Origin of the sequence: Kitasatospora sp. NPDC057500, from assembly GCF_042802195.1 — a bacterium.
In the GTDB taxonomy this organism is placed as follows: Bacteria; Actinomycetota; Actinomycetes; order Streptomycetales; family Streptomycetaceae; genus Kitasatospora.
The window spans coordinates 54,052-75,887 of the sequence record NZ_JBHVER010000012.1; the positions used below are offsets into that span (position 1 = coordinate 54,052).

Genomic DNA, 21,836 nt, shown 5'->3' on the forward strand with positions numbered 1-21,836 from the left:
CGCCGCCGTGGGCCCTCACCCCGCCGTCGCCGCGATACGCCTGGCCGTTCGCCGCACCCTCACCGACCTCGTCGCCGAGGCCGGTTCCACCTTCACCGCGCCCGTCCGGGAGCCGCGCGAGCGCACCGGCGGTGCGCCGCTGGCCGCCGCCGCCGCGCTGCCCGCCGCCGTCGGCACCACGCTGATCGGCAACGCCCACCGCCACCCGTCCGGGCTGCCCCGCACCCCCGCCGCGCCCGGCTCGCCGCTGGTCCTGGTCGCCGTCAGCGGCGGCGCGGACTCCATGGCGCTCGCCATCGCGGCCGCCTTCGAGGCCCCCAAGATCGGCCTGCGGGTCGGCGCCGTCACCGTCGACCACGGCCTCCAGCCGGGCTCCGCCGAGCGCGCCGCCCAGGTCGCCGGCCGGCTGCGCGAGCTGGGCCTGGACCCGGTCGAGGCGGTCGCGGTGCGGGTCGGCCGCGAGGGCGGACCCGAGGCCGCCGCCCGGGACGCCCGCTACGCCGCGCTGGACGAGGCCGCCGAGCGGCACGGCGCGGTCGCCGTCCTGCTCGGGCACACCCGCGACGACCAGGCCGAGACCGTCCTGCTGGGCCTGGCCCGCGGCTCGGGCTCCCGCTCGCTGGCCGGCATGCCGGCCCAGAAGGGCCGCTACCGCCGCCCGCTGCTGGAGCTGGACCGGGCCGCCACCCGGCAGGCCTGCTCCGCCCAGGCGATCCCGGTCTGGGACGACCCGCACAACTGCGACCCGGCCTACACCCGTTCGCGGGTCCGCCACGAGGTGCTGCCGGTGCTGGAGAAGCACCTGGGCGGCGGCGTGGTCGAGGCGCTGGCCCGCACCGCCCGGCTGTTCCGCGACGACGCCGACGCGCTCGACCAGTGGGCCGCGCTGGCCGAGCGCGACATCCGTACGGGCGAGGGCGCCCTGGACGCCGACAAGCTGGGCGAACTGCCCCCCGCCGTGCGCCGCCGGGTGCTGCGCCGGGCCGCGCTACGGGCGGGCTGCCCGGCCGGGGACCTGTTCGCCCGGCACCTCGAAACGATCGACCTGCTGGTCACCGGTTGGCGCGGACAGGGGCCGCTGCACCTACCCGGGGGCGTCGAAGCGACCCGGCGGTGTGGCACGCTGGTCTTTCGGCGACAGGGCGACTGACGGGCGGGCACGCCCGGGGGGAGCCGGCCGCCGGCCATCCAGACCCCGACACGTTTGAGGACGTATCCCCGGTGGACCAGAACGACATGGGCGCTGACCTCGCGAAGGTGCTCATCAGCAAGGACGAGATCGACGCCAAGCTCCTGGAGCTGGCCGAGCGCATCGACCGGGACTACGCAGGCAAGGACCTGCTGATCGTCGGCGTCCTCAAGGGGGCCGTGATGGTCATGGCGGACCTTGCCCGCACCCTGCACTCGCAGGTGACCATGGACTGGATGGCCGTCTCCTCCTACGGGATGGGCACCAAGTCCTCCGGTGTGGTGCGGATCCTGAAGGACCTCGACACCGACATCGCCGGCCGTGACGTCCTGATCGTCGAGGACATCATCGACTCCGGCCTGACCCTGTCCTGGCTGCTCGGCAACCTGAGCTCGCGCGGCCCGGCCTCGCTGGAGGTCTGCGCCCTGCTGCGCAAGCCGGACGCGGCCAAGGTCGAGATCGACGTCAAGTACGTGGGCTTCGACATCCCCAACGAGTTCGTCGTCGGCTACGGCCTCGACTACGCGGAGAAGCTGCGCAACCTGCCGTTCATCGGCACCCTCGCCCCGCACGTCTACGGCGGCTGAGACCCGTTCGGACGACGGGCGGGAACAGGAGCCTGTTCCCGCCCGTTGGATCCGGGGGACCATAGAAGAACGTCGTATCGCCGTGCTCCCGCCACGTGGGGGCGGCACTGCGGTACGGTCCAATAAACCGCTCTTCACATGAGCAGTGACCGAATGCGCCGGCGGCCCACAGCCCCGCGGCGCCGTTGAGTGGCAGGAGGGACGGGGCGGCAACGCCCCGCATGGATGGACGTCAAGCGATACTTCCGTGCGCCGATCATGTGGATCGTGCTGGCCGTCCTCGCCGTCATCGTGCTGATGCAGGTCGTTTCGGATTCGAACGGCTACAAGACGGTGGACACCGGGCAGGTCGTCGCAGCGATCGACGCGAAGCAGGTCAAGTCGGCGCAGATCACCACAGGTGACTCGAACACCATCAAGATCCAGCTGAAGGACGGCTCCAAGCTGCCCGCCGTGGGCACCGGCAAGCCGCAGTCCGGCAGCAAGTTCCAGGCCTCGTACATCGGCGACCAGGGTGTCGCGATCGCCGACAAGCTGCAGGCCCAGATCAACGACAACGACCAGAGCACGCTCTCCGAGGGCTACACCATCAGCCCGGAGAAGCAGAGCACCCTCGTCAGCCTGCTGCTGTCGATGCTGCCCATCGTGATCATCGTGCTGGTCTTCCTGTTCCTGATGAACCAGATGCAGGGCGGCGGCTCGCGCGTCATGCAGTTCGGCAAGTCCAAGGCCAAGCTGCTCACCAAGGACACCCCGAAGACCACCTTCGCCGACGTCGCCGGTGCCGACGAGGCGGTCGAGGAGCTCCACGAGATCAAGGAGTTCCTCCAGGAGCCGGCCAAGTTCCAGGCGGTCGGCGCCAAGATCCCCAAGGGCGTGCTGCTCTACGGCCCGCCCGGTACCGGCAAGACCCTGCTGGCGCGCGCCGTCGCGGGCGAGGCCGGTGTGCCGTTCTACTCGATCTCGGGCTCGGACTTCGTCGAGATGTTCGTCGGTGTCGGCGCCAGCCGCGTCCGCGACCTCTTCGAGCAGGCCAAGGCGAACGCCCCGGCGATCGTCTTCGTCGACGAGATCGACGCCGTCGGCCGGCACCGCGGTGCGGGCCTCGGCGGCGGCCACGACGAGCGCGAGCAGACCCTCAACCAGCTGCTGGTCGAGATGGACGGCTTCGACGTCAAGGGCGGCGTCATCCTGATCGCCGCCACCAACCGCCCGGACATCCTGGACCCGGCGCTGCTGCGCCCGGGCCGCTTCGACCGCCAGATCGCGGTCGAGCGCCCCGACCTCCAGGGCCGTCTGGACATCCTCAAGGTGCACCAGAAGGGCAAGCCGATCGCGCCCGACGTCGACCTCTCGGCCGTCGCCAAGCGCACCCCCGGCTTCACCGGTGCCGATCTGTCGAACGTCCTCAACGAGGCGGCCCTGCTGACCGCCCGCTCGGACAAGAAGCTGATCGACAACAACATCCTGGACGAGGCGATCGACCGCGTCGTGGCGGGTCCGCAGAAGCGCACGCGGATCATGTCCGACAAGGAGAAGAAGATCACCGCGTACCACGAGGGCGGTCACGCCCTGGTCGCGGCGGCCTGCCAGTACAGCGACCCGGTGCACAAGATCACCATCCTGTCCCGCGGCCGGGCCCTCGGCTACACCATGGTGCTGCCGGAGGAGGACAAGTACTCCACCACCCGCAACGAGATGCTCGACCAGCTGGCGTACATGCTGGGCGGGCGCGCGGCGGAGGAGCTGGTCTTCCACGACCCGACCACCGGTGCCTCGAACGACATCGAGAAGGCCACCGCCACCGCGCGGGCCATGGTCACCCAGTACGGCATGACCGAGCGGCTGGGCGCGATCAAGTTCGGCAGCGACAACTCGGAGCCGTTCCTGGGCCGCGAGATGGGCCACCAGCGGGACTACTCGGAAGAGGTCGCCGGGCTGGTCGACGAAGAGGTCAAGAAGCTCATCGAGTCCGCGCACAACGAGGCCTGGGAGATCCTGGTCGAGAACCGCGACGTGCTCGACAACCTGGTCCTGGAGCTCCTGGAGAAGGAGACCCTCAACAAGGAGCAGATCGCCGAGATCTTCGCCCCGATCGTCAAGCGCCCGGCCCGTCCGGCGTGGACCGGCTCCGCCCGCCGGACGCCGTCCACCCGCCCGCCGGTGCAGTCGCCCAAGGAGCTGGCGCTCACCAACGGCGCCGCCGCCACCGCCGAGGCCGGACCGGCCGACGTGGTGAAGCTCCCGCCGCTGCCGGTCGAGCCGCCCGCCGAGGACTGATCGGCAGCCACTGACCGGAATGGATGCCGCGTCACCGGGGTTTGTACCCTGGAGGCGCGGCATCCGTGCTGTTCAACCCTTGTTCGTCAACCAGTTAGCGAGGCCCGCATGATCGACCCGGTGACGCTCGACGGCCCGCCCGCCGTCGGCACCTTCGACCAGAAGCGGGCTGAGAACGCGATCCGCGAGCTGCTGCTGGCCGTCGGCGAGGACCCGGACCGCGAGGGGCTGCTGGAGACGCCGGCCCGGGTGGCGCGCGCCTACAAGGAGATATTCGCGGGTCTCTGGCAGGAGCCCGAGGACGTCCTGACCACCACCTTCGACCTCGGCCACGACGAGATGGTGCTGGTCAAGGACATCGAGCTGACCTCCGTCTGCGAGCACCACCTGGTGCCGTTCCGCGGCGTCGCGCACGTCGGGTACATCCCGTCCACCAACGGCAAGATCACCGGTCTGTCCAAGCTGGCCCGGCTGGTCGACGTCTACGCCCGCCGGCCGCAGGTGCAGGAGCGGCTCACCAGCCAGGTCGCCGACGCGCTGATGCGGATCCTGGAGCCGCGCGGGGCGATCGTCGTGGTCGAGTGCGAGCACATGTGCATGTCGATGCGCGGCATCCGCAAGCCCGGTGCCAAGACCATCACCTCCTGCGTGCGCGGCCAGCTGCGCGACCCGGCCACCCGGGCCGAGGCGATGAGCCTGATCATCGGTCGCTGACCGGGTCCAGCCCGGGCTCGTGCCCGTGTTCGGTGTGCGGCGGCGCCGGGGTGCCCAGCGCGTTGCGGCGCTCGGGCATCCGCAGCCGCACCATCCGCCGCCAGCCGTACAGCAGGTCGTACAGGTAGAGCGCGTGCACGCCGGCCGTGACCACGGCCAGCTGCCAGCGCGGCCACCGAAGGATCCGCGCCATCCGGGACGTCACCGCCAGGCCGACGTCCCGGTGGGTGCGGATCTCGCCGCGCGCGCTGGTCTCCAGCACGTGCCGGATGTACGGTCCGTGGCCCTCGGCGGCCAGCCGCAGCAGCTCCTCGTGGCAGTAGGCGAGGTGGTTGTCCTCGTCCGCCGAGATCATCCGCATCGCCCGGCCGAGGTCGGGGTTGTCCCCGTAGACCTTGACGAGCTGGCGCATCTGCTCGGCCGCGCGCTGCTCGGTGACCCGGCTGTGCGCCAGGTAGGTGATGATCTCGCGGTCGGTGAGCGGGACCGTGGTGGTCAGCCGCTCGTGGGCGAGGCCGACGCCCTGGCGCTCCAGCAGCATGCAGTAGTCGGCCTCGGCGGGGACGTCGACCTTCGGCAGGCCGCGCTTGTGGAGCAGCTGGGCGAAGATCCGGCCGTGCTTGCGCTCGTCGGCGCCGTGCCGGGCGATCTTCGGAGCGAGCACCGGGTCACGGGTGAGCTCGGTGATCCGCTCGTTCTCCCACCCGCCCTGGTCCTCGCCGCCGGCGGCGATGCTGCAGAACAGCTGGTAGGCCTCGTCGTTGCGGTAGATCTCGTCGAAGAGCGATCGGGTGCTGAGCATGGGGCCTCCTGCCCGGATCCGGGACGGCACCGGCCGTCGTTCGGCCGGGGCGGTCGAGATACGTCCCCCGTTGCGGCGGGCACCGTGCCCGACCCGCCGGTAGTCACCCGCCTGGGGGCGTCCGGGGTCAGCCGAGGTGGTGGCCCATCCACTCCAGCGAGGCGGGCAGCTCGCGCACCCAGCTCTCGAAGTTGTGGCCGCCGTCGTCCAGGTACATCGACTCCGCCTGGAACTGCGGATTGGCGGCGGCGACCTGCTGGGCCAGCTCGACGAACTGGACGGTCTGCGGGTAGTCGGCCTCCTTGCGGGTGGAGACCACCAGCATCGACACCGCCGGGGCGGGCAGGTTCTGCAGCCGCCAGGCGAGGTCGCTCTGCTCGGCCAGCGACCGGTCCCCGCCGAACAGGCTGCCGCCGGTGAACTGGTCCTCGTTGACCTTGAAGTCGGCGTGCAGCCCGCCCGCGCTGCCGAAGACGGACGGGAAGCGCATCGCCAGCCGCAGCGCGCAGCTGCCGCCGGTGGAGTAGCCGAAGACGCCCCAGGAGGCGGGGGAGCGGCCGATCCGGTAGGCGGAGCGCAGCGCCTCGGGCACGTCCTTGGTGAACCAGGTCTCGGTGCGCGGCCCGCCGGCGACGTCCACGCACTCGGTGTTGCGCGGCGGGGCGAGGGTCGGGCGGGCCAGCACCACGATCGACGGCTGCATCCTCCCGGAGCGCTGGAGCTCCGCGGCGGTCTGGATGACCGGCAGGTCCTTCATCAGATTGAGCGTGCTGCCGGGGTAGCCGGCGATGGCCAGCAGCACCGGGAAGCGGGTCAGGCCGAGCTTGGGGTCGAAGTACTCCGGCGGCAGGTAGACGAACATCTGATCGGACAGTCCGGTCTCCTTGCCGTTGATCCGGACGGACTCGACCTTTCCGGTCTCCTCGGGTGCCCCTTTGGGCAGGTCCCCCACCGTTTCCATGCCGCCCTCGTCGGTCGGCGCGAGCAGGGTGTCGTCGGCCGGGACGCCGCCCCTGTGGTTCTCGCTGCTGGTGAGGGCGAGCTTGGTGCCGCCGGGACTGAGCAGGTCGTCCCATGAGGTGTAGAAGCCGAACGCGTTGTTGACGCTGAGCGCCAGCACCGCCAGCACGGTGGCCTGAGTCACCGTCAGCATCACCACCCGCCCGAGGACCGGCAGCGGCCGCTGTCGAGCCAGCCTGGGCCAGATCCAGAGGGTGGTGAGGAGCGCCGCCGAACCCAGGGCAAGCAGCGAGTTCATCAGCGCGTCGCTGGTCAGTTCCATACCGTCGGCCTTCCGGTGGGACACTGTCGGTGCAGGCTTCATCGTCTGGCGGTGCGTCAGCGGGGGCCACCGCGGCTAGGCTGTCCGGACGCCGGGAGGGCCCCGGGAGGCCGACGGCGCCCAGACGCAACCGACGCCCTAAAATGCGGCGTCCACCGTACGTAGGACGTACGCGGGGGCCCGTCGCGCCACGCGGTGAGGGGCTCCGGCGCCCACCCCTCGGCTCAATTCGCAGTGCCCCCAGGGCGCCGGTTCACCCCTCGTTGCCGGTTCCTCGGTGTGCGTATTGCCAGATGAAGGAAAAGGCATGAAGGTCCATCACGGCTCCCGTCCAGGAGCGGCCGGACACCCCGACGCAGCCTCTACGCTGAATCCCCATGAGCGTTCCCGTGTCCGTTGAGCCGAGCCCCGAGCAGCCGCTGCGCCGTCGCGGCCTGCAGACGCTTCGTACCCAAGCGGCCGCCGTTCCGAGGGCCTGGCTCCCCGGCGCGGTCGGCTACGCCTGTCTGCTGATCGGGCTGGTGGACATCGCCAGCGCGGTGTTCCCCAAGCTCCGGCACACCAAGGTGCACACCTTCGCCGGACAGCTGCCCGGCGGCACCACCACGCTGGCCGCCGCCGGCACCCTGATGATCGGCCTGCTGCTGGTGCTGCTCGCGCACGCGCTGCGCCGGCGCAAGCGGCGCGCCTGGCGCGCGGTCTGCGTGCTGCTGCCGGTCGGAGCGGCGCTCCACCTGCTGCGCTGGCACCAGCTCGGCCCGGCGGTCATCTCGCTGGTGCTGTTCGCGGTCATGCTGGTCCACCGGCGCGAGTTCTACGCCAAGGCCGACCCCCGCACCCGCTGGCGCGCCGTGGTCAACCTGGTCGTGCTGGGGGCCGTCGGAATCCTGCTCGGCCTGCTGATCGTCAGTACCCGGACCAAGTACGAGCTGGGGCACCCGGGCCTGTACCAGCGGCTGGAGCACGTCGTCTACGGGCTGTTCGGCTTCGAGGGCCCGGTGCACTACAACTCGGACCGGATCGAGGACCTGGTCGGCTACCTGCTCGGCGCGATGGGCCTGATCACCGCCCTCACCACCACCTACCTGGCGCTGCGCCCGGAGAAGCCGAAGCCGGAGCTGACCGCCGAGGACGAGGAGAAGGTCCGGGCGCTGCTGGAGCGGCACGGCGAGCGCGACTCGCTCGGCTACTTCGCGCTGCGCCGGGACAAGAGCGTGCTGTTCTCGCCCACCGGCAAGGCGGCGATCTCCTACCGGGTGGTCTCCGGCGTCATGCTCGCCTCCGGCGACCCGGTCGGCGACGTCGAGGCCTGGCCCGGCGCGATCAAGGTGTTCATGGCGGAGGCCCGCGAGCACGCCTGGGTACCGGCCGTGATGGGCTGCAGCGAGGTCGGCGGCGAGGTCTGGACCCGCGAGGCGGGACTGGACGCGCTGGAGCTGGGCGACGAGGCGATCGTCGACACCGCGAGCTTCTCGCTCTCCGGGCGGGCCATGCGCAACGTCCGCCAGATGGTCAAGCGGATCGAGCGCAACGGCTACTCCTGCCAGGTCCGCCGGGTCGCCGAGCTGACCCGCGAGGAGAAGGCGCGGATCGCCGACGCCGCGGCCCGCTGGCGCGGCACCGACACCGAGCGCGGCTTCTCGATGGCGCTCGGCCGGTTCGGCGACCCGGGCGACGACGACTGCGTGGTGGTCACCGCCCACAAGGCGCCCGAGGAGGGCGAGGGCGGCGACGACCTCAAGGCCGTGCTGCACTTCGTGCCCTGGGGCACGGACGGCATCTCACTGGAGCTGATGCGCCGTGACCGGGCGGCCGACCCGGGTCTGAACGAGCTGCTGATCGTCGCCGCGCTGCAGGCCGTCCCGGCGATGGGGGTGCGCCGGGTGTCGCTGAACTTCGCGATGTTCCGCTCGGCGCTGGCCCGCGGCGAGCGGATCGGCGCCGGCCCGGTGCTGCGCGCCTGGCGCGGGCTGCTGGTCTTCCTGTCGCGCTGGTTCCAGATCGAGTCGCTGTACAAGTTCAACGCGAAGTTCCAGCCGGAGTGGGAGCCGCGCTTCCTGGTCTTCCCGAACAACCGCGACCTTCCCCGGATCGGCTTCGCCGCGATGCAGGCGGAGGCCTTCATCACCCTGGGCATGCCCCGCCTCGGCCGGAAGCCGCAGCGCGAGGGGCTGCTGGCGGACAGCGCCCGGCCGGAGGTCTCGGAGGCCGCCTGAGCCGTACGGCGAACCGCGCCGGCCCCCGTCGAGGACGTTCCCCGGCGGGGGCCGGCCGCGTCCCCGGGGTGGGTGCCGGGTGGCCGGGCGGGGGCGGTCAGATAATGGGGGTATGAGCAATTCGGCGCCCTTCCCGCTGCCGCCCGGACTGCCGCGGCTCGACCGCTGCGCCGTCATGGGCGTGGTCAACGTGACCCCCGACTCCTTCTCGGACGGCGGGCTGTGGCACGACCCCGCCAAGGCGATCGCCCACGGGCTCGCGCTGCGCGCCCGGGGTGCCGACCTGGTCGACGTCGGCGGCGAGTCCACCCGCCCCGGATCGCAGCGCGTCCCCGAGGAGGAGGAGCTGCGCCGGGTCGTCCCGGTGGTCCGGGAGCTGGCCGCCGCCGGGGTGGCGGTCTCCGTCGACACCATGCGGGCCTCGGTGGCCGAGCAGGCCGTCGCGGCCGGGGCGCTGGTCGTCAACGACGTCTCCGGCGGCCTGGCGGACCCGGCGATGGCCCGGGTGGTGGCCGAGACCGGCGCGCCGTTCGTGGTGATGCACTGGCGCGGGCAGTCCGCCGACATGGACCGGCTGGCCGTCTACGACGACGTGGTGGCCGACGTGGTCGGCGAACTCGCCGCCCGGGTCGAGGCGCTGCTGGCCGCCGGGGTCAAGGAGGAGCAGCTGATCCTCGACCCGGGGCTGGGCTTCGCCAAGACCTCCGCGCACAACTGGGCGCTGCTCGGCCGGCTGGACGCGCTCACCGCGCTGGGCCGCCCGGTGCTGGTCGCCGCATCGCGCAAGCGGTTCCTGGGTACGCTGCTCGCCGACCCGCAAACCGGGGAACCGCGCCCGGCCCGGGAGCGCGACGACGCGACCGCCGCGGTGTCGGTGCTGTCGGCTCGGGCCGGCGCCTGGGCGGTGCGGGTGCACGACGTGTCCGGCACGGCGGATGCCGTCCGGGTGGTCGCGGCCTGGCAGCGCGCCGCCCGGCAGGGGTGAGCGCTTGGCGAAGACGGGAGGGTCATGGCGGGTGACGGCAGGTTGAGCGGGGAGACGGCGGGCCGACGGGCCGGCGGGGCGGACCGGGAGGCGGTCCTGGCCGCCAACCGGGCGCTCTACGAGGCGTTGGAGACCGGCGACCTCGCGGCGGTCGAGGACGCCTGGCTGGGCGCCGGCGAGGCGGACGACAAGGGGGGCGTGGTCTGCGTCCACCCCGGGTGGCCGGTGCTGCGCGGACGGGCCCAGGTGACCCGGTCGTACATGCTGATCATGGCGAACACCGAGTACATCCAGTTCATCCTCACCGACGAGGAGGCGGAGGTGCACGGCGATGTGGCCCTTGTCACGTGCACCGAGAACATCCTTTCCGGCGGCGAGGCCGAACAGGAGGGCGAGCTGGGGCCGCTGGTCGGCGGAAAGGTCGTGTCGACCAATCTCTTCCGGCGCACCCCGGCCGGGTGGAAACTCTGGTCGCACCACGGTTCACCCGTTCTGACCAGCGCCGACGAGGACGACGAGGACTGATTCCCGGCTCCGGCGGGAAATCGCCGGAAAAGGTGGCCGGGTGGTGGCCGGGGAATTCCCGACTGGTCACCGAACGTTCACGTCAATCGCCATTCCGGTGTGCGTGGCGACGGTTCGTGCCGGGTAGGACGGTCAGGTGTTGTCGGCGCGCGCGGGTAGATTCGAAAAGGTCAGCGGCGGGCGCGACGCCCGTCCCCGCCCCGTCCGCCACGCTTGTCCGGGGCGGGGCCCGTCCGACTGGGAGCAGTGATTCGTTTGCTGGACCGCGTCACTCTGCGGGGCCTGCGTGCCCGCGGCCACCACGGCGTCTTCGAGCGCGAGCGGGCCGAGGGCCAGACCTTCGTGGTGGACCTGGTGCTGTACCTGGACACCCGCCCCGCCGCCGCGGGCGACGACCTGACCCGTACGGCGCACTACGGCATCGTGGCCGAGGAGGTCACCGCGATCATCGCCGGTGAGCCGGTCGAGCTGATCGAGACCCTGGCCCAGCGGATCGCGGACCAGTGCCTGAAGCACGAGCCGGTGGAGGAGGTCGAGGTCACCGTGCACAAGCCGGACGCCCCGATCACCGTGCCGTTCGACGACGTGACCGTGACCATCCACCGGACCCGCGGATGACCCGCACCGTCCGGCCGGTGCCCGCCGCAGGGCCCGTCCAAGCCATAGGGGAAGTCCGATGACCGCAAGTGACCCGACCGCCGCGCCGAGCGCCTTCGACCTGGAGCAGCGGGTGGACTCGGTCGACACCACCCTGCACAGCCAGCGCTTCGCCGTGATCGCCCTCGGCTCCAACCTCGGCAACCGCCTGGACACCCTGCAAGGGGCCGTGGACGCCCTCGCCGACACGCCCGGGCTGAAGGTCGAGGCCGTCTCCGCGGTGTACGAGACGGACGCCGTGGGCGGCCCCGCCGAGCAGCCCGCCTACTACAACGCGGTGGTGGTCCTCCGCACCTCGCTGCCGCCCCGCGACCTGCTGGAGCGCGGCAACGCGATCGAGGACGCCTTCGGCCGGGTGCGCACCGTCCACTGGGGCCCGCGCACCCTGGACGTCGACATCCTGGCCTACGAGGGCGTCGTCAGCGACGACCCGCAGCTGCTGCTGCCGCACCCGCGCTCGCACGAGCGGGCCTTCGTGCTCGCCCCGTGGCTGGACGCCCAGCCGGACGCCGAGCTGCCCGGCCACGGCCCGGTGGCCGGGCTGCTGGCGGCGCTCGGCGGCCCGGACGCCCAGGGCGTCCGGCGGCGCGACGACATCCGGCTGACCCTGCCGGAGTAGCCGCGGCCGGGCCCCGCGCACCGGCCCCCGCACGCCGGGCCCCGTACGCCGGATCCGCGCAGGCCGGGGAACTCGCACGGGGCCGCCGGCCGTACCCATAGGTGTCCGCCCCGGTCCGGGACCCCCCGGGCCGGGGCCCGGTACGGTGGCCTGACGCCGCCGTACCCGCCGCCCGGGAAAGGACCTCGTCCGAGTGAAGCCACTTCGCCTCCGTCTGCTGATCGGCATCACCGCCGCCGCGACGGCGCTGTCCTGGGCCGGCGCCAAGCTGTGGGCCTCGCTGGACACGCTGCCCGCGGTGCCGGGCGCGGCGCCGGTGGTGCTGGCCGCGGTGGCGGTGATCCTGCTCGCGACCGCGATCTCGCTGCGCTCGCGGCTCAAGGCGGCGCGTGAGCGGCAGCCCGGGGCGAAGCGGGTGGACCCGCTGGGCGCGGCCCGGGCGGTGGTGCTCGGACAGGCCAGCGCGCTGGTCTCGGCGGTGGTCACCGGCGTCTACGCGGGCGCCGGGATCCATCTGCTGGGCGAGCTGGACGTGCCGGCCCGCAAGGACCAGGCGATCACCGCCGGCTTCGCGGTGCTGGCCGGCGCGGCCGTGATCGCGGCGGCGCTCTGGCTGCAGCACGTCTGCCGGCTGCCGGAGAACCACGACGACCCGGGCGGCCACGGACCGGCGGCCACCCACCGCTGACCAGCTCTTTTTCGGTGATCTTGAGTGATTTTCCGGATGCGTCCGGTAAAACCGGCGCGCTGTCAAGGGCCGAACCGGACCCTGGGCTGACACGGCCCCAATTCGCACGCTAGTTTCTTGAGCATGTCTCGCGGACGCCACCGTCATTCCTCCGTCCTCGGCCGGGTCTTTCCCCCCACCGCCGCCGGCGTGCTCATCGTCGCCGCACTGGGGGCGCTGCTTTTCAGTCAGGACACCTCGCTGGTCCGCTCGGTGGGTGTGGCCGCGGTGCTCGCCACGCTCGGTTTCGCCGTCCTGCTGCGCCAGCGCGACCGGGCCGCGCGGGCGGCGGCCGAGGTCTCCGTCGCGCAGCGGCTGCGGGCCGAGGAGCAGTTCGAGGAGCAGCTCGCCGAGGCCGAGTACGCGGCCGAGGTAGCCGAGGAGCGGGCCACCCGGTTCGGGCGGCGGCTGACCGCCGAGAAGTCCCGGCTGGCGAAGGCCGAGACCGAGATCGCCCGGCTGCTCAAGGAGCGGGCCGTGACGGTCGCCGAGCAGGCGCTCAAGGAGGCCGAGGCGGCCCAGCGGGCGCTCGCCGCGAGCCGGCCCCGGTACCCGGCCAGCCCGGCCGCGTACGTCCGCGCGGCGGCCGTCCTGCGGCAACTGGAGCGGCGGGCGCAGCAGCAGGAGGCGCAGCGGGAGCAGGAGGCCCGCCGGGAGGCGGAGCGCGCGGCGGGTGCGGAGGTCGCGCTGCGGGCGCGGACGGCGCCCGCGACCACGTCCGCGCCGGAGGTTCCGGCGGCTACGGCCCGGCCGGTGCTGACGGCGACCGTCGGCCAGCTCGGCGGGGTGCCCGCCGTGCCGCCGGTGCGGGCGGCCGAGCGGCAGCGTCCGCGTCCGGCGGCCTCCCCGGCCCCGCGTCCGCAGGGCTTCAGCTTCTTCGGCCGCGGTTCCGGTGCGGCGGTCCGCCCGGCGGCTCCGGCGCCGGCCGTGCGCAGCGTCGAGGAACTGGGCGAGCGGGCGGACCTGGCGGACGTGGTCGGCGACGAGGCGATCGCCGCCCAGGCGCTGGAGCAGGCACAGGAGCAGACCCGGGAGCGGCCCGTGGTGCGGGCGGCGGCCGCGGAGGCGGAGACCCAGGTGCTGCCGCAGGTCCAGGACACCGCCCCCGGGGTGGTCGACCTGACCCCGCACGACGAGACCGAGCAGATCGAGGTCCCCGAGCTGCGCGCCTCCCGGTAGCGGCGGCGGGCCCCGGAAACGGCGCGGCGCCCGCCCCGCCGGGTGGCGGGACGGGCGCCGGACGGCCCGCGGGTGCGGGAGCGTCAGATCTGGACGCCGAAGTCCTGGGCGATGCCGGCCAGGCCGGAGGCGTAGCCCTGGCCGACCGCGCGGAACTTCCACTCGGCGCCGTTGCGGTAGAGCTCGCCGAAGATCATGGCGGTCTCGGTGGCGGCGTCCTCGGAGAGGTCGTAGCGGGCGATCTCGGCGCCGCCGGCGGCGTTCGCCACGCGGATGTAGGCGTTGCGGACCTGGCCGAAGTTCTGGGACCGGGTGACGGCGTCGTAGATCGAGACCGGGAAGGTGATCCGGGCGGCCTCGGCCGGCAGCGAGGCGAGGTTGACGTTGATCGCCTCGTCGTCGCCGGCGCCCTCGCCGGTGCGGTTGTCACCGGTGTGGACGACGGTGTTGTCCGGGGTGCTGGTGTTGTTGAAGAAGACGAAGTGGCTGTTGGACAGCACCTTTCCGTCCGCGTTCAGCACGATCGCGCTGGCGTCCAGGTCGAACTCGGCGCCGGTGGTGGTGCGGACGTCCCAGCCGAGGCCGACGGTGACCGCGGTCAGGCCGGGGGCCTCCTTGGTCAGCGAGACGTTGCCACCCTTGGAGAGGCTCACTGGCATGGTGTGTGCAGTCCCTTCGATTTGCTTGTTGCCGGGGATAACGCGGGAACCTGCGGAGATGGTTCCGCGCGGCCGGGCCTTTTCGGCCCGTTGGCAAGGTTTTGGGTATTCCCCCGTCAGACCCGTCGGAACCGGCCCTGGAGCTCCCAGACCGCCGGGTTGTCGGCGAGGTCCGGGTGCATGTCGAAGAGGTCGGCGAGGGTGTCCTGGAGGAAGTCGCGCGCTTCGCGGCGCAGGTCGCCGTGGCGCACCACGGCGGGCGGCTCGTCGGGCAGCCAGGTGGCGGTGACCTCGACCCAGTTGAAGCGGCGGGCGAAGCGCAGCAGCTCGGTGTTCTGGGTGAAGTCGAGGTCCGCGGTCTGCACCCGGGCCGCGCGGCCGCCGGCCGGGTCGCGGTCGAGTTCCTCGACGATGTCGCACAGCGCCCAGGCGAAGTCCAGCACCGGGACCCATCCCCAGGCTGTGGACAGTTCCGCGCCCTCGGCGTCGAGGTAGACGTCGCCGCAGAACAGGTCGTACCGCAGTTCGCGCACGCCCGCGGTCCGGTAGTCGGTCTGCGGGGGGTCGGGGAAGCGGTTGGAGAGGGAGTAGCCGAGCTCGATCACACGGACATTGTCGGGGCTGTCCGGTCCTGGCCGGATAACCGGGTGACCGGCGTGGCCCGGCGCGGGATGATGGGCGCATGCCCGAGCCCATCCGCGTACGGGGGTCGGTGGTCGTCCCGGACGCCGAGCTCGTCTGGCGCTTCTCGCGTTCCTCCGGCCCCGGCGGCCAGCACGTCAACACCTCCGACACCCAGGTCGAGCTGCGCTACGACCTGGCGGCCTCCGCCGCGCTGCCCGAGGTGTGGAAGCAGCGCGCCCTGGAGCGGCTGGCGGGCCGGCTGGTGGACGGGCGGGTGCTGGTGGTCCGGGCCTCCGAGCACCGCTCGCAGTGGCGCAACCGGGAGGTCGCCGCGGCCCGGCTGGCCTCGCTGCTCGGCGAGGCGACCGCGCCGCCGCCGAAGACGCGCCGGGCGACCAGGCCCAGTCGGGGCATGGTCGAGCGCCGGCTCTCCAACAAGCGGCACCGCTCCGAGCTGAAGCAGGGGCGGCGCGCCCCGCGCGGCGAGCAGTAGGCCGGGTCCGGCGTTCAGCCCAGGGTGCGGTAGCCGCCGCGGAAGTAGAGCAGGGGGCGGCCGCCCGGGTCGGGGACGGTGGCCTCCAGGACGCGGCCGAGCAGCAGGGTGTGGTCACCGGCGGCTATCCGCTGCTCGGTGCGGCACTCCACGGTGGCGAGCGCGCCGTCGATCAGCGGGGCTCCGCTGTGCGGGCCGCGGTGGTGCGCGGCGTCGGCGAACAGCAGCCGGTCGCTGAGCCGGCCCTTCATGGCGAACCGCGAGCCGAGCGCCTTCTGGCCCTCCGACAGCAGGGAGACGGCCCAGGTGTCGGTCCGGGAGAGCACCTCGTCCATCCGGGAGTCCTCCCGGACGGAGATCAGGACCAGCGGCGGCTCCAGCGACACGGAGAGGAAGGACGTGGCGGTCATGCCGATGTCCTCCCCGTCGTCCGGGTCGTGGACGGTCACCAGGCTCACACCGGCGGCGAGCTGGGAGAGCGCCGCCCGGAACTCGTCGGGGGTCGCTCGGGAGGCAGCTTCGGGCTGCGGGGACGGGTACACGTACCGCACGGTAGCCCGCGGCCGGGGGAAGCGACATCGGGCCCTGGTCGTAGGACCAGCGGCGCAGTTTCCGTTCGGCCCGCCGGGGCCGGGGAAAGGTTACGGTCCGCGCCCGGAGTCACTCCGAGGAGTGAAGGGGAGGGCCTGCCCGGGGTCAGTCGGCTACAGCCGAGGGGCCTCGCGGCCGACCACGGGATATGTGCCGATGGGCTTCTCTGTCCCGATATGGGACGGATGAACTGATTAAGGGTGCATTAGTCTTGTGTGATTTAAGTCACAAGTGCTGACCTATTGCTGACCGAGCGTGCCGAACGCTGTGCTCCCTGTGATTCAGTTCTTCTGGCAATCGGACGATAACCAATCAAGACCTATCCGAAGCAGCCGGGGAGCCCCCGCATGGAAGCCGAGTCGGAGCCGTACGTCCGTCTCGCGACCCTCCGCACCTTGCACCGGGTCGTGGCGGACCTCAACGCTGCCCGCAGCCTGGCGGGCACGCTGCAGGCCGTGGTCGAGGGCGCGGTGCACGGACTCGGTTTCGACGCCGCCGCGGTCAGCCTGGTGCGGCCGGACGGCGACCTCGTGGTGGCGGCCGTCTGGGAGCTGGAGGAGAGCGCCATGGGCGGCCCCGCCGTCCTGCTCGGCCAGGTCGGCTCCCGCGAGTCCTGGGACCGGCTGCTCGGCGTCAGCGACCACTGGGGCACCCTGCGCTTCCTCCCCTACGACCGCGGCTGGGCGGTCGCCAGCGACATCCCGCGCTGGATCGGGGACGGTCCGATGCCCGTCTACGCCAATGACTGGCACCCCGCCGACGGCCTGCTCGCCCCGATGTACAGCGCCGGCGGCGACCTGCTCGGCGTCCTCTCGGTGGACCGCCCGCGCAGCGGCAAGCGCCCCGGCGCCTGGACCCGCGAAGCCCTGGAGATGTTCTCCCTCCAGGCCTCCATCGCGATCGGCAACGCCCGGCTGCGCGCCGAGATGCAACGCGCGCTGGCCCGCCTGGAGAAGGAGCAGCAGGCGCTGCGGGCCAGCGAGGAGAGCTTCCGCCAGGCCTTCGAGTACGCCCCCAGCGGGATGGCCATCACCGAACTGCACGGCGCCGGGCGCGGCCAGCTGACCCGCGTCAACGACGCGCTCTGTCGCCTGCTCGGCCGCCCCCGGGCGGTGCTGCGCCAGCAGAGCTTCGCCGACCTCGTCCACCCGGACGACCGGGCGCTGCTGGAGCGCACCAGCGCCGAGAGCGGCCGGGCGGAACTGCGACTCTCCCGCCGGGACGGCGGCTACCAGTGGGTGTGCCTGCGGAACTCGATCGTGGCCGACGCCGCCGAGGGCCCGAGCTTCCTGCTCACCCACGTCGAGGACATCGAGGACCGCAAGCGGCACGAACTGCAGCTCGCCCACCGGGCCAGCCACGACGCGCTCACCGGCCTGCCGAACGGCGCCGAGCTCAAGGCCAGACTGGGGCGCCGGCTCTGCGGACAGCCGCAGGAGGCCGTCGCCGCCGGGCACCAGGGCGGTCCCGCCGACACCGGCCACGACGGCACGGGGTACGGCGCCGGGTACGGGAGCGGCGGGTACGGCGCGGCCGGCTACCCGGAGAGCCTGTTCGGCGACTCCTACCGTGCGGCCGGCCACGACGGCCCGGAGGCGGTGCCCGGCCACCGCCCGCCGGACGGATTCCCGGCGCCCGCCGTCGACGGCGCGGCCACCGGGGCGAACGGGTACGGCGAGCACGTGCACGCGGTGGTCCCGGCCGACCACGGTCCGGGCGGGGAGCTGCGCTCCGGCCCGTTCCGCTCGGGCTCCGCGGTGGCCTCCGTGGAGAAGGGGCTCGCGGTGATCTTCTGCGACCTCGACGGCTTCAAGTCGATCAACGACCGGTTCGGGCACAACGCCGGCGACGCCGTCCTGGTCGAGGTCGCCCGCCGGCTCAGCGCGGCCGTGCGCGACGGCGACACGGTGGCCAGGCTCGGCGGCGACGAGTTCGTGGTGCTCGCCGACGGCATCGGCCGCGACGAGGCGAAGGACCTCGCCCACCGGCTGCGCAACGCGATCATCCCGCCGATGCGGATAGACGGGCGGGGGATGCGGGTCGGCGTCAGCCTCGGCATCGGCTGGGCCGGCTGCGGGATGAGCATCGAAGAGGTCCTGCACACCGCGGACGAGCGGATGTACGACGAGAAGCGGGCCCGCGGCGGCGCGGTGCGCGGGGCCCGCGGCGAGCGCTCGCACCGGCGGGCCGGCTAGCGCGCGGCTCCTTCCGGGAGCGTCCGGGGCGGGCGGTTACCCGCCGGTTGTCAAGGGGTCTTTTCGGGGCGTCCGCGGCGGCAGGTAGGGTTCCGGGGTACGAGCGACCACGACCAGCGCCGACGGCACGGCAGCCCGGCGGCGCGACCGCGATGGGGGAGTTGACCACCGTGACCACCGCCGGCAGCAGCGGAGCGCCCCAGGGCCCGGAGGACGGCGCCCCGCAGGACGACGATCCCTTCGGCTACCTCTACCGTCCGGCCGACGGCGGCTCCGGTCAGCCGGCCGAGCCGCAGCAGGGTGTGCCGCGCACGCCCTACAGCCGACCGATGGAGGTCGGCCGCGCCCAGTACGGCCAGCCGCCGCGCCCGCAGCAGCCCTACCCGCCGCAGCCCGGCTACCCGCAGACCCAGCCGCAGCAGCCGTACCCGCCGCAGGGCGACTTCGGCTCCGCCCCGACCCAGCAGACCCGCTACGCCGAGCACTCCCGCCCGCAGCCTGGCGAGGAGCGGCCGCCGAGCGGCGGCCGGGGCAAGGGCGCGGTGATCGGCGCGGTCGCCGTGGTCGCGGCCATCGCGATCGGCGCCGGCATCGCGCTGTCCGGCGGTGCCGACGGAGGCAAGGACGAGGAGGCCAAGGGCGGTACCACCGCGGCGAGCGCCCCGGCCACCCCGGGCGGCGCCACCGGGAGCGCCGACCCGACGGGCGCCGCCGCGTCGGCCACCCCCTCGGCCACCGCCGCCGGCGGTCTCGGCCCGGTGGACGCCAGTCAGCTCCAGGGGCAGAACGCGCCGTCGGCGAACACCGTCAAGGGCACCAAGTCGGCCGACGGCAGCTACCTGACGCTCAACCCGGGAGGGACGGTCACCTGGACCGGCGACCTGGCGGCGGCGGGTACGTACAAGTTCACCGTGCACTACAACAACCCGGGCGCCGACGTCCGGGCGACCATGGCGGTCAACGGCAAGGACTGGCCGAGCGGCGCGAACCTGAAGAACTACTCGCCGGGCAAGGAGCCCGCCTCCTCCTGGTTCAACACCTACATAACCCCGCCGATGCAGGCGGGGACCAACACCATCGTGATCTCGCTGCCGCCGGGCAGCGGCACGATCCTGATCGACCAGGTGGTGCTGGAGGCGGCGTAGTCCCGCGGCCCGCCCCGAGCCCCGTGCGGGAGACGGGCGGGCGACCCCGCCCCGAGCCCCGTGCCGGAGGCGGGCGGGCGAACAACAGCCGCCCGTTCCCCGAGGGGAGCGGGCGGCCGTGTCGTCTGCGGGGCCGGGGTCGGTCAGGCGGCCGCGATCGGGGCGAAGCGGTCGCCGCCGGTGATCCACTCGCCGCGGCGCATCACGGCGACCAGGTCGTAGGTCGTGGAGTCGAGGACGGCGAGGTCGGCGAGCTTGCCGGGCTCCAGGCTGCCGATCCGGTCGGCGAGGCCGAGCAGCCGGGCCGGGACGGTGGAGAGCGACTCGACGGCCTGGTTCAGGGCGAGGCCGTTGACCGTCACCGAGCGCTTGAACGCCACGTCCAGGGTGAGCGTCGAGCCGGCGATCGCGCCGCCCTCGACCAGTCGCGCCACGCCGTCCTTGACCTCGACCTGGAGCGGGCCGAGCGGGTAGAGGCCGTCGCCCATGCCGGCCGCGCCCATGGCGTCGGTGATCAGGGCGACCCGGGAGGCGCCGGCGGTGCCGTAGGCGAGGTCGAGCACGGACGGGTGCAGGTGGACGCCGTCGTTGATCAGCTCGACGGTGACCCGCTCGTCCTCCAGCAGCGCCACGATCGGGCCGGGCGCGCGGTGGGCGATGCCGGGCATGGCGTTGAACAGGTGGGTGGCGACGGTGGCGCCGGCCTCGATGGCCTCCAGCGTCTTGGCGTAGTCGGAGTCGGTGTGGCCGACGGCGGCGATCACGCCGAGGTCGGCGAGCATCCGCACGGAGTCGAGGCCGCCGGGCAGCTCGGGCGCCAGGGTGACCATCCTGGCGTGCCCGCGGGCGGCGTCGACCAGCTTGCGCACCAGCGCCGGGTCGGGGTCGCGCAGCAGGTCGGGGCGGTGGGCGCCGCAGCGGTTGTGCGAGATGAACGGGCCCTCGAAGTGGATGCCGGCGAGGACGCCGTCCTCGACGAGCTCGGAGAGCACGGACGCCTGGCGGGCCAGGTCGTCGATCTCGCCGGTGACGGTGGAGGCGACCGTGGTGGTGGTGCCGTGCTCCAGGTGGGTGCGGGCGACCTGGAGGGCCTCCTCGGCGATGCCGGAGGAGTAGGACGCGCCGCCGCCGCCGTGCACGTGCAGGTCGACGAAGCCGGGGACCACGGTGTAGCCGGTGAGGTCGAGGTCGCCGGGCGTGGCGGAGCCGCCGAGAGCGGCGATCCGGTCGCCCTCGACGGCGAGGCGGTCGCCCTCGACGACGCCTCCGGGCAGGACCAGCCGGGCGCCGGTCAGTGCGAGTCGGTCCGCGGTCACGCGGTCACCTCCATGGAGAGCAGATCCCAGGCGAGCAGGCCCGCGCCCAGTGACGCGGCGGTGTCTTTGAGCATGGCGGGAACGATCTCGGGGGGCATCTGGAAGGTCAGCCGCTCGGTGACCGCCGCCCGCAGCGGGGTGAAGAGGGTGTCCCCGGCCTCGGCCAGCCCGCCGCCGACGATGACCCGGGACGGGTCGAGCAGGCTCTGGGCGAGGACGATGCCGTCGGCCAGGGCGTCCACCGCGTTCCGCCAGACCTCGACCGCGCGCGGATCCCCGGCGTCCACCGCGACGGCGCAGGATGCCGCGTCGGCGTCGGGGTCGCCCACGGCCTCGGCCCAGGCGCGGGAGACGGCGGAGGCGGAGGCGAGGGTCTCCAGGCAGCCGCGGGCGCCGCAGCCGCACTGCGGCCCGCCGGGGCGGACCACCACGTGGCCGATCTCGCCGCCGTAGCCGTGGGCGCCGCCCTCGATCCGGCCGTCGATGCCGATGGCGCCGGCGATGCCGGTGCCGAGGGCGATGAACAGGAAGCGCCCGACGCCCCGGCCGCCGCCGAGCCGGCCCTCGGCGAGGCCGCCGGTGCGCACGTCATGGCCCAGCGCGACCGGCATCGTGCTGCCGTCCGGACCGGCCAGGCGCTCACCGAGCAGCTTGCGCAGCGGCAGGTCGCGCCAGCCGAGGTTGGCGGAGAAGACCGCGATGCCGTGCTTCTCGTCGATCGTCCCCGGGACGGCGACACCCGCCGCAAGGGGCGCGGCGCCGAAACGGCTGCGGCCTTCGTCCGCCAGGTCGGCGGCGAAGTCGAGGATGGCGGCGACCACGGCGTCCGTGCCGTGCTCCCGCCCGGTCGGGCGGCGTGCTTCGAACAGCACGGAGCCGTCCTGGGCGAGCAGCGCGGCTTTCATGCCGGTGCCCCCCACATCGAGTGCGATGACGTGCTTCACGGAGGACAGTTTCCCTTGACCAGGTCTAAGAGGTCTAGTCCAGTTGTCGGATTGGTCTGGTCCAAAGGGGTGAGCTTTGTCGCAGAAGCGTGCGGTGTGAGGCACTT

The 21,836-nt window shown here is 73.1% G+C and carries 21 protein-coding genes; 14 read left to right on the forward strand and 7 right to left on the reverse strand.

Annotation, left to right across the window (positions count from 1 at the left end):
* The first annotated feature begins 7 nt into the window (after positions 1 to 7).
* From tilS to folE, 4 genes are all read left to right on the forward strand, one after another.
* The gene (gene tilS, locus ACFU74_RS04650) at positions 8 to 1,150 is read left to right on the forward strand and encodes a tRNA lysidine(34) synthetase TilS (RefSeq protein WP_380751662.1); all 1,143 of its coding nucleotides are present in this window, start codon (positions 8 to 10) and stop codon (positions 1,148 to 1,150) included.
* 71 nt (positions 1,151 to 1,221) lie between these two features.
* The gene (hpt, locus tag ACFU74_RS04655) at positions 1,222 to 1,776 is read left to right on the forward strand and encodes a hypoxanthine phosphoribosyltransferase (protein ID WP_350553213.1); all 555 of its coding nucleotides are present in this window, start codon (positions 1,222 to 1,224) and stop codon (positions 1,774 to 1,776) included.
* Between the two features lie 225 nt (positions 1,777 to 2,001).
* Positions 2,002 to 4,056 (forward strand): ATP-dependent zinc metalloprotease FtsH, encoded by a 2,055-nt coding sequence (ftsH, locus tag ACFU74_RS04660; protein WP_380751665.1) that lies wholly within the window; start codon positions 2,002 to 2,004, stop codon positions 4,054 to 4,056.
* Between the two features lie 108 nt (positions 4,057 to 4,164).
* A complete protein-coding gene (folE, locus tag ACFU74_RS04665) occupies positions 4,165 to 4,770 on the forward strand; it encodes a GTP cyclohydrolase I FolE (protein WP_380751668.1) in 606 nt (201 codons plus the stop codon).
* On the opposite strand, the gene ACFU74_RS04670 is transcribed toward folE, so the two are convergent.
* Together ACFU74_RS04670 and ACFU74_RS04675 are read right to left on the reverse strand one after the other, a co-directional pair.
* Positions 4,757 to 5,572, reverse strand: coding sequence for a ferritin-like domain-containing protein (locus ACFU74_RS04670; protein WP_380751671.1), 816 nt, complete (start codon positions 5,570 to 5,572; stop codon positions 4,757 to 4,759). The two genes, folE and ACFU74_RS04670, sit on opposite strands and share 14 nt — an antisense overlap.
* Before the next feature lie 127 nt (positions 5,573 to 5,699).
* Positions 5,700 to 6,854, reverse strand: coding sequence for an alpha/beta hydrolase (locus ACFU74_RS04675; RefSeq protein WP_380751673.1), 1,155 nt, complete (start codon positions 6,852 to 6,854; stop codon positions 5,700 to 5,702).
* A gap of 377 nt (positions 6,855 to 7,231) precedes the next feature.
* On the opposite strand from ACFU74_RS04675, the gene ACFU74_RS04680 reads away from it, so the two are divergent.
* The 7 genes from ACFU74_RS04680 to ACFU74_RS04710 all read left to right on the forward strand — a co-directional run bounded on the left by ACFU74_RS04680 (position 7,232) and on the right by ACFU74_RS04710 (position 13,762).
* Entirely contained in the window at positions 7,232 to 9,070 is a 1,839-nt protein-coding gene (locus ACFU74_RS04680; protein WP_380751676.1) for a phosphatidylglycerol lysyltransferase domain-containing protein, read from the forward strand.
* A gap of 112 nt (positions 9,071 to 9,182) precedes the next feature.
* Positions 9,183 to 10,055, forward strand: coding sequence for a dihydropteroate synthase (gene folP / locus ACFU74_RS04685; protein ID WP_380751679.1), 873 nt, complete (start codon positions 9,183 to 9,185; stop codon positions 10,053 to 10,055).
* A gap of 24 nt (positions 10,056 to 10,079) precedes the next feature.
* Positions 10,080 to 10,580, forward strand: a complete 501-nt coding sequence (locus ACFU74_RS04690) for a nuclear transport factor 2 family protein (RefSeq protein WP_380295698.1) — start codon at positions 10,080 to 10,082, stop codon at positions 10,578 to 10,580.
* A gap of 258 nt (positions 10,581 to 10,838) precedes the next feature.
* The gene (gene folB / locus ACFU74_RS04695) at positions 10,839 to 11,198 is read left to right on the forward strand and encodes a dihydroneopterin aldolase (protein ID WP_030309935.1); all 360 of its coding nucleotides are present in this window, start codon (positions 10,839 to 10,841) and stop codon (positions 11,196 to 11,198) included.
* Between the two features lie 58 nt (positions 11,199 to 11,256).
* Positions 11,257 to 11,856 (forward strand): 2-amino-4-hydroxy-6-hydroxymethyldihydropteridine diphosphokinase, encoded by a 600-nt coding sequence (folK, locus tag ACFU74_RS04700; RefSeq protein ID WP_380751682.1) that lies wholly within the window; start codon positions 11,257 to 11,259, stop codon positions 11,854 to 11,856.
* A gap of 193 nt (positions 11,857 to 12,049) precedes the next feature.
* Positions 12,050 to 12,544 carry a DUF3180 domain-containing protein gene (locus tag ACFU74_RS04705; protein ID WP_380751685.1) on the forward strand — a complete coding sequence of 165 codons (495 nt, stop codon included), beginning with the start codon at positions 12,050 to 12,052 and terminating at the stop codon, positions 12,542 to 12,544.
* A 123-nt stretch (positions 12,545 to 12,667) separates the two neighbouring features.
* Positions 12,668 to 13,762, forward strand: coding sequence for a hypothetical protein (locus ACFU74_RS04710; RefSeq protein WP_380751688.1), 1,095 nt, complete (start codon positions 12,668 to 12,670; stop codon positions 13,760 to 13,762).
* A gap of 83 nt (positions 13,763 to 13,845) precedes the next feature.
* Here the strand turns inward: ACFU74_RS04710 and ACFU74_RS04715 are convergent, their stop codons facing one another.
* Positions 13,846 to 14,421, reverse strand: a complete 576-nt coding sequence (locus ACFU74_RS04715) for a TerD family protein (RefSeq protein ID WP_380751691.1) — start codon at positions 14,419 to 14,421, stop codon at positions 13,846 to 13,848.
* Between the two features lie 116 nt (positions 14,422 to 14,537).
* The gene (locus ACFU74_RS04720) at positions 14,538 to 15,026 is read right to left on the reverse strand and encodes a hypothetical protein (protein WP_380751694.1); all 489 of its coding nucleotides are present in this window, start codon (positions 15,024 to 15,026) and stop codon (positions 14,538 to 14,540) included.
* Positions 15,027 to 15,103: 77 nt separating this feature from the next.
* Between ACFU74_RS04720 and arfB the strand changes: the two genes are divergently transcribed.
* Positions 15,104 to 15,538, forward strand: coding sequence for an alternative ribosome rescue aminoacyl-tRNA hydrolase ArfB (gene arfB, locus ACFU74_RS04725; protein ID WP_380751697.1), 435 nt, complete (start codon positions 15,104 to 15,106; stop codon positions 15,536 to 15,538).
* Between the two features lie 14 nt (positions 15,539 to 15,552).
* On the opposite strand, the gene ACFU74_RS04730 is transcribed toward arfB, so the two are convergent.
* Positions 15,553 to 16,089: a flavin reductase family protein gene (locus ACFU74_RS04730; protein WP_380751699.1), complete on the reverse strand. Its 537-nt coding sequence runs from the start codon at positions 16,087 to 16,089 to the stop codon at positions 15,553 to 15,555.
* Between the two features lie 387 nt (positions 16,090 to 16,476).
* Between ACFU74_RS04730 and ACFU74_RS04735 the strand changes: the two genes are divergently transcribed.
* Both ACFU74_RS04735 and ACFU74_RS04740 read left to right on the forward strand, forming a co-directional pair.
* Positions 16,477 to 18,324 carry a diguanylate cyclase domain-containing protein gene (locus ACFU74_RS04735; protein ID WP_380751702.1) on the forward strand — a complete coding sequence of 616 codons (1,848 nt, stop codon included), beginning with the start codon at positions 16,477 to 16,479 and terminating at the stop codon, positions 18,322 to 18,324.
* 161 nt (positions 18,325 to 18,485) lie between these two features.
* A complete protein-coding gene (locus ACFU74_RS04740; protein WP_380751705.1) occupies positions 18,486 to 19,469 on the forward strand; it encodes a hypothetical protein in 984 nt (327 codons plus the stop codon).
* Positions 19,470 to 19,612: 143 nt separating this feature from the next.
* On the opposite strand, the gene nagA is transcribed toward ACFU74_RS04740, so the two are convergent.
* Both nagA and ACFU74_RS04750 read right to left on the reverse strand, forming a co-directional pair.
* Positions 19,613 to 20,785, reverse strand: a complete 1,173-nt coding sequence (gene nagA, locus ACFU74_RS04745) for an N-acetylglucosamine-6-phosphate deacetylase (protein ID WP_380751708.1) — start codon at positions 20,783 to 20,785, stop codon at positions 19,613 to 19,615.
* Positions 20,782 to 21,729, reverse strand: a complete 948-nt coding sequence (locus ACFU74_RS04750; RefSeq protein WP_380751710.1) for an ROK family protein — start codon at positions 21,727 to 21,729, stop codon at positions 20,782 to 20,784. The genes nagA and ACFU74_RS04750 overlap by 4 nt, the downstream gene beginning before the upstream one ends.
* Between the last annotated feature and the right edge of the window lie 107 nt (positions 21,730 to 21,836).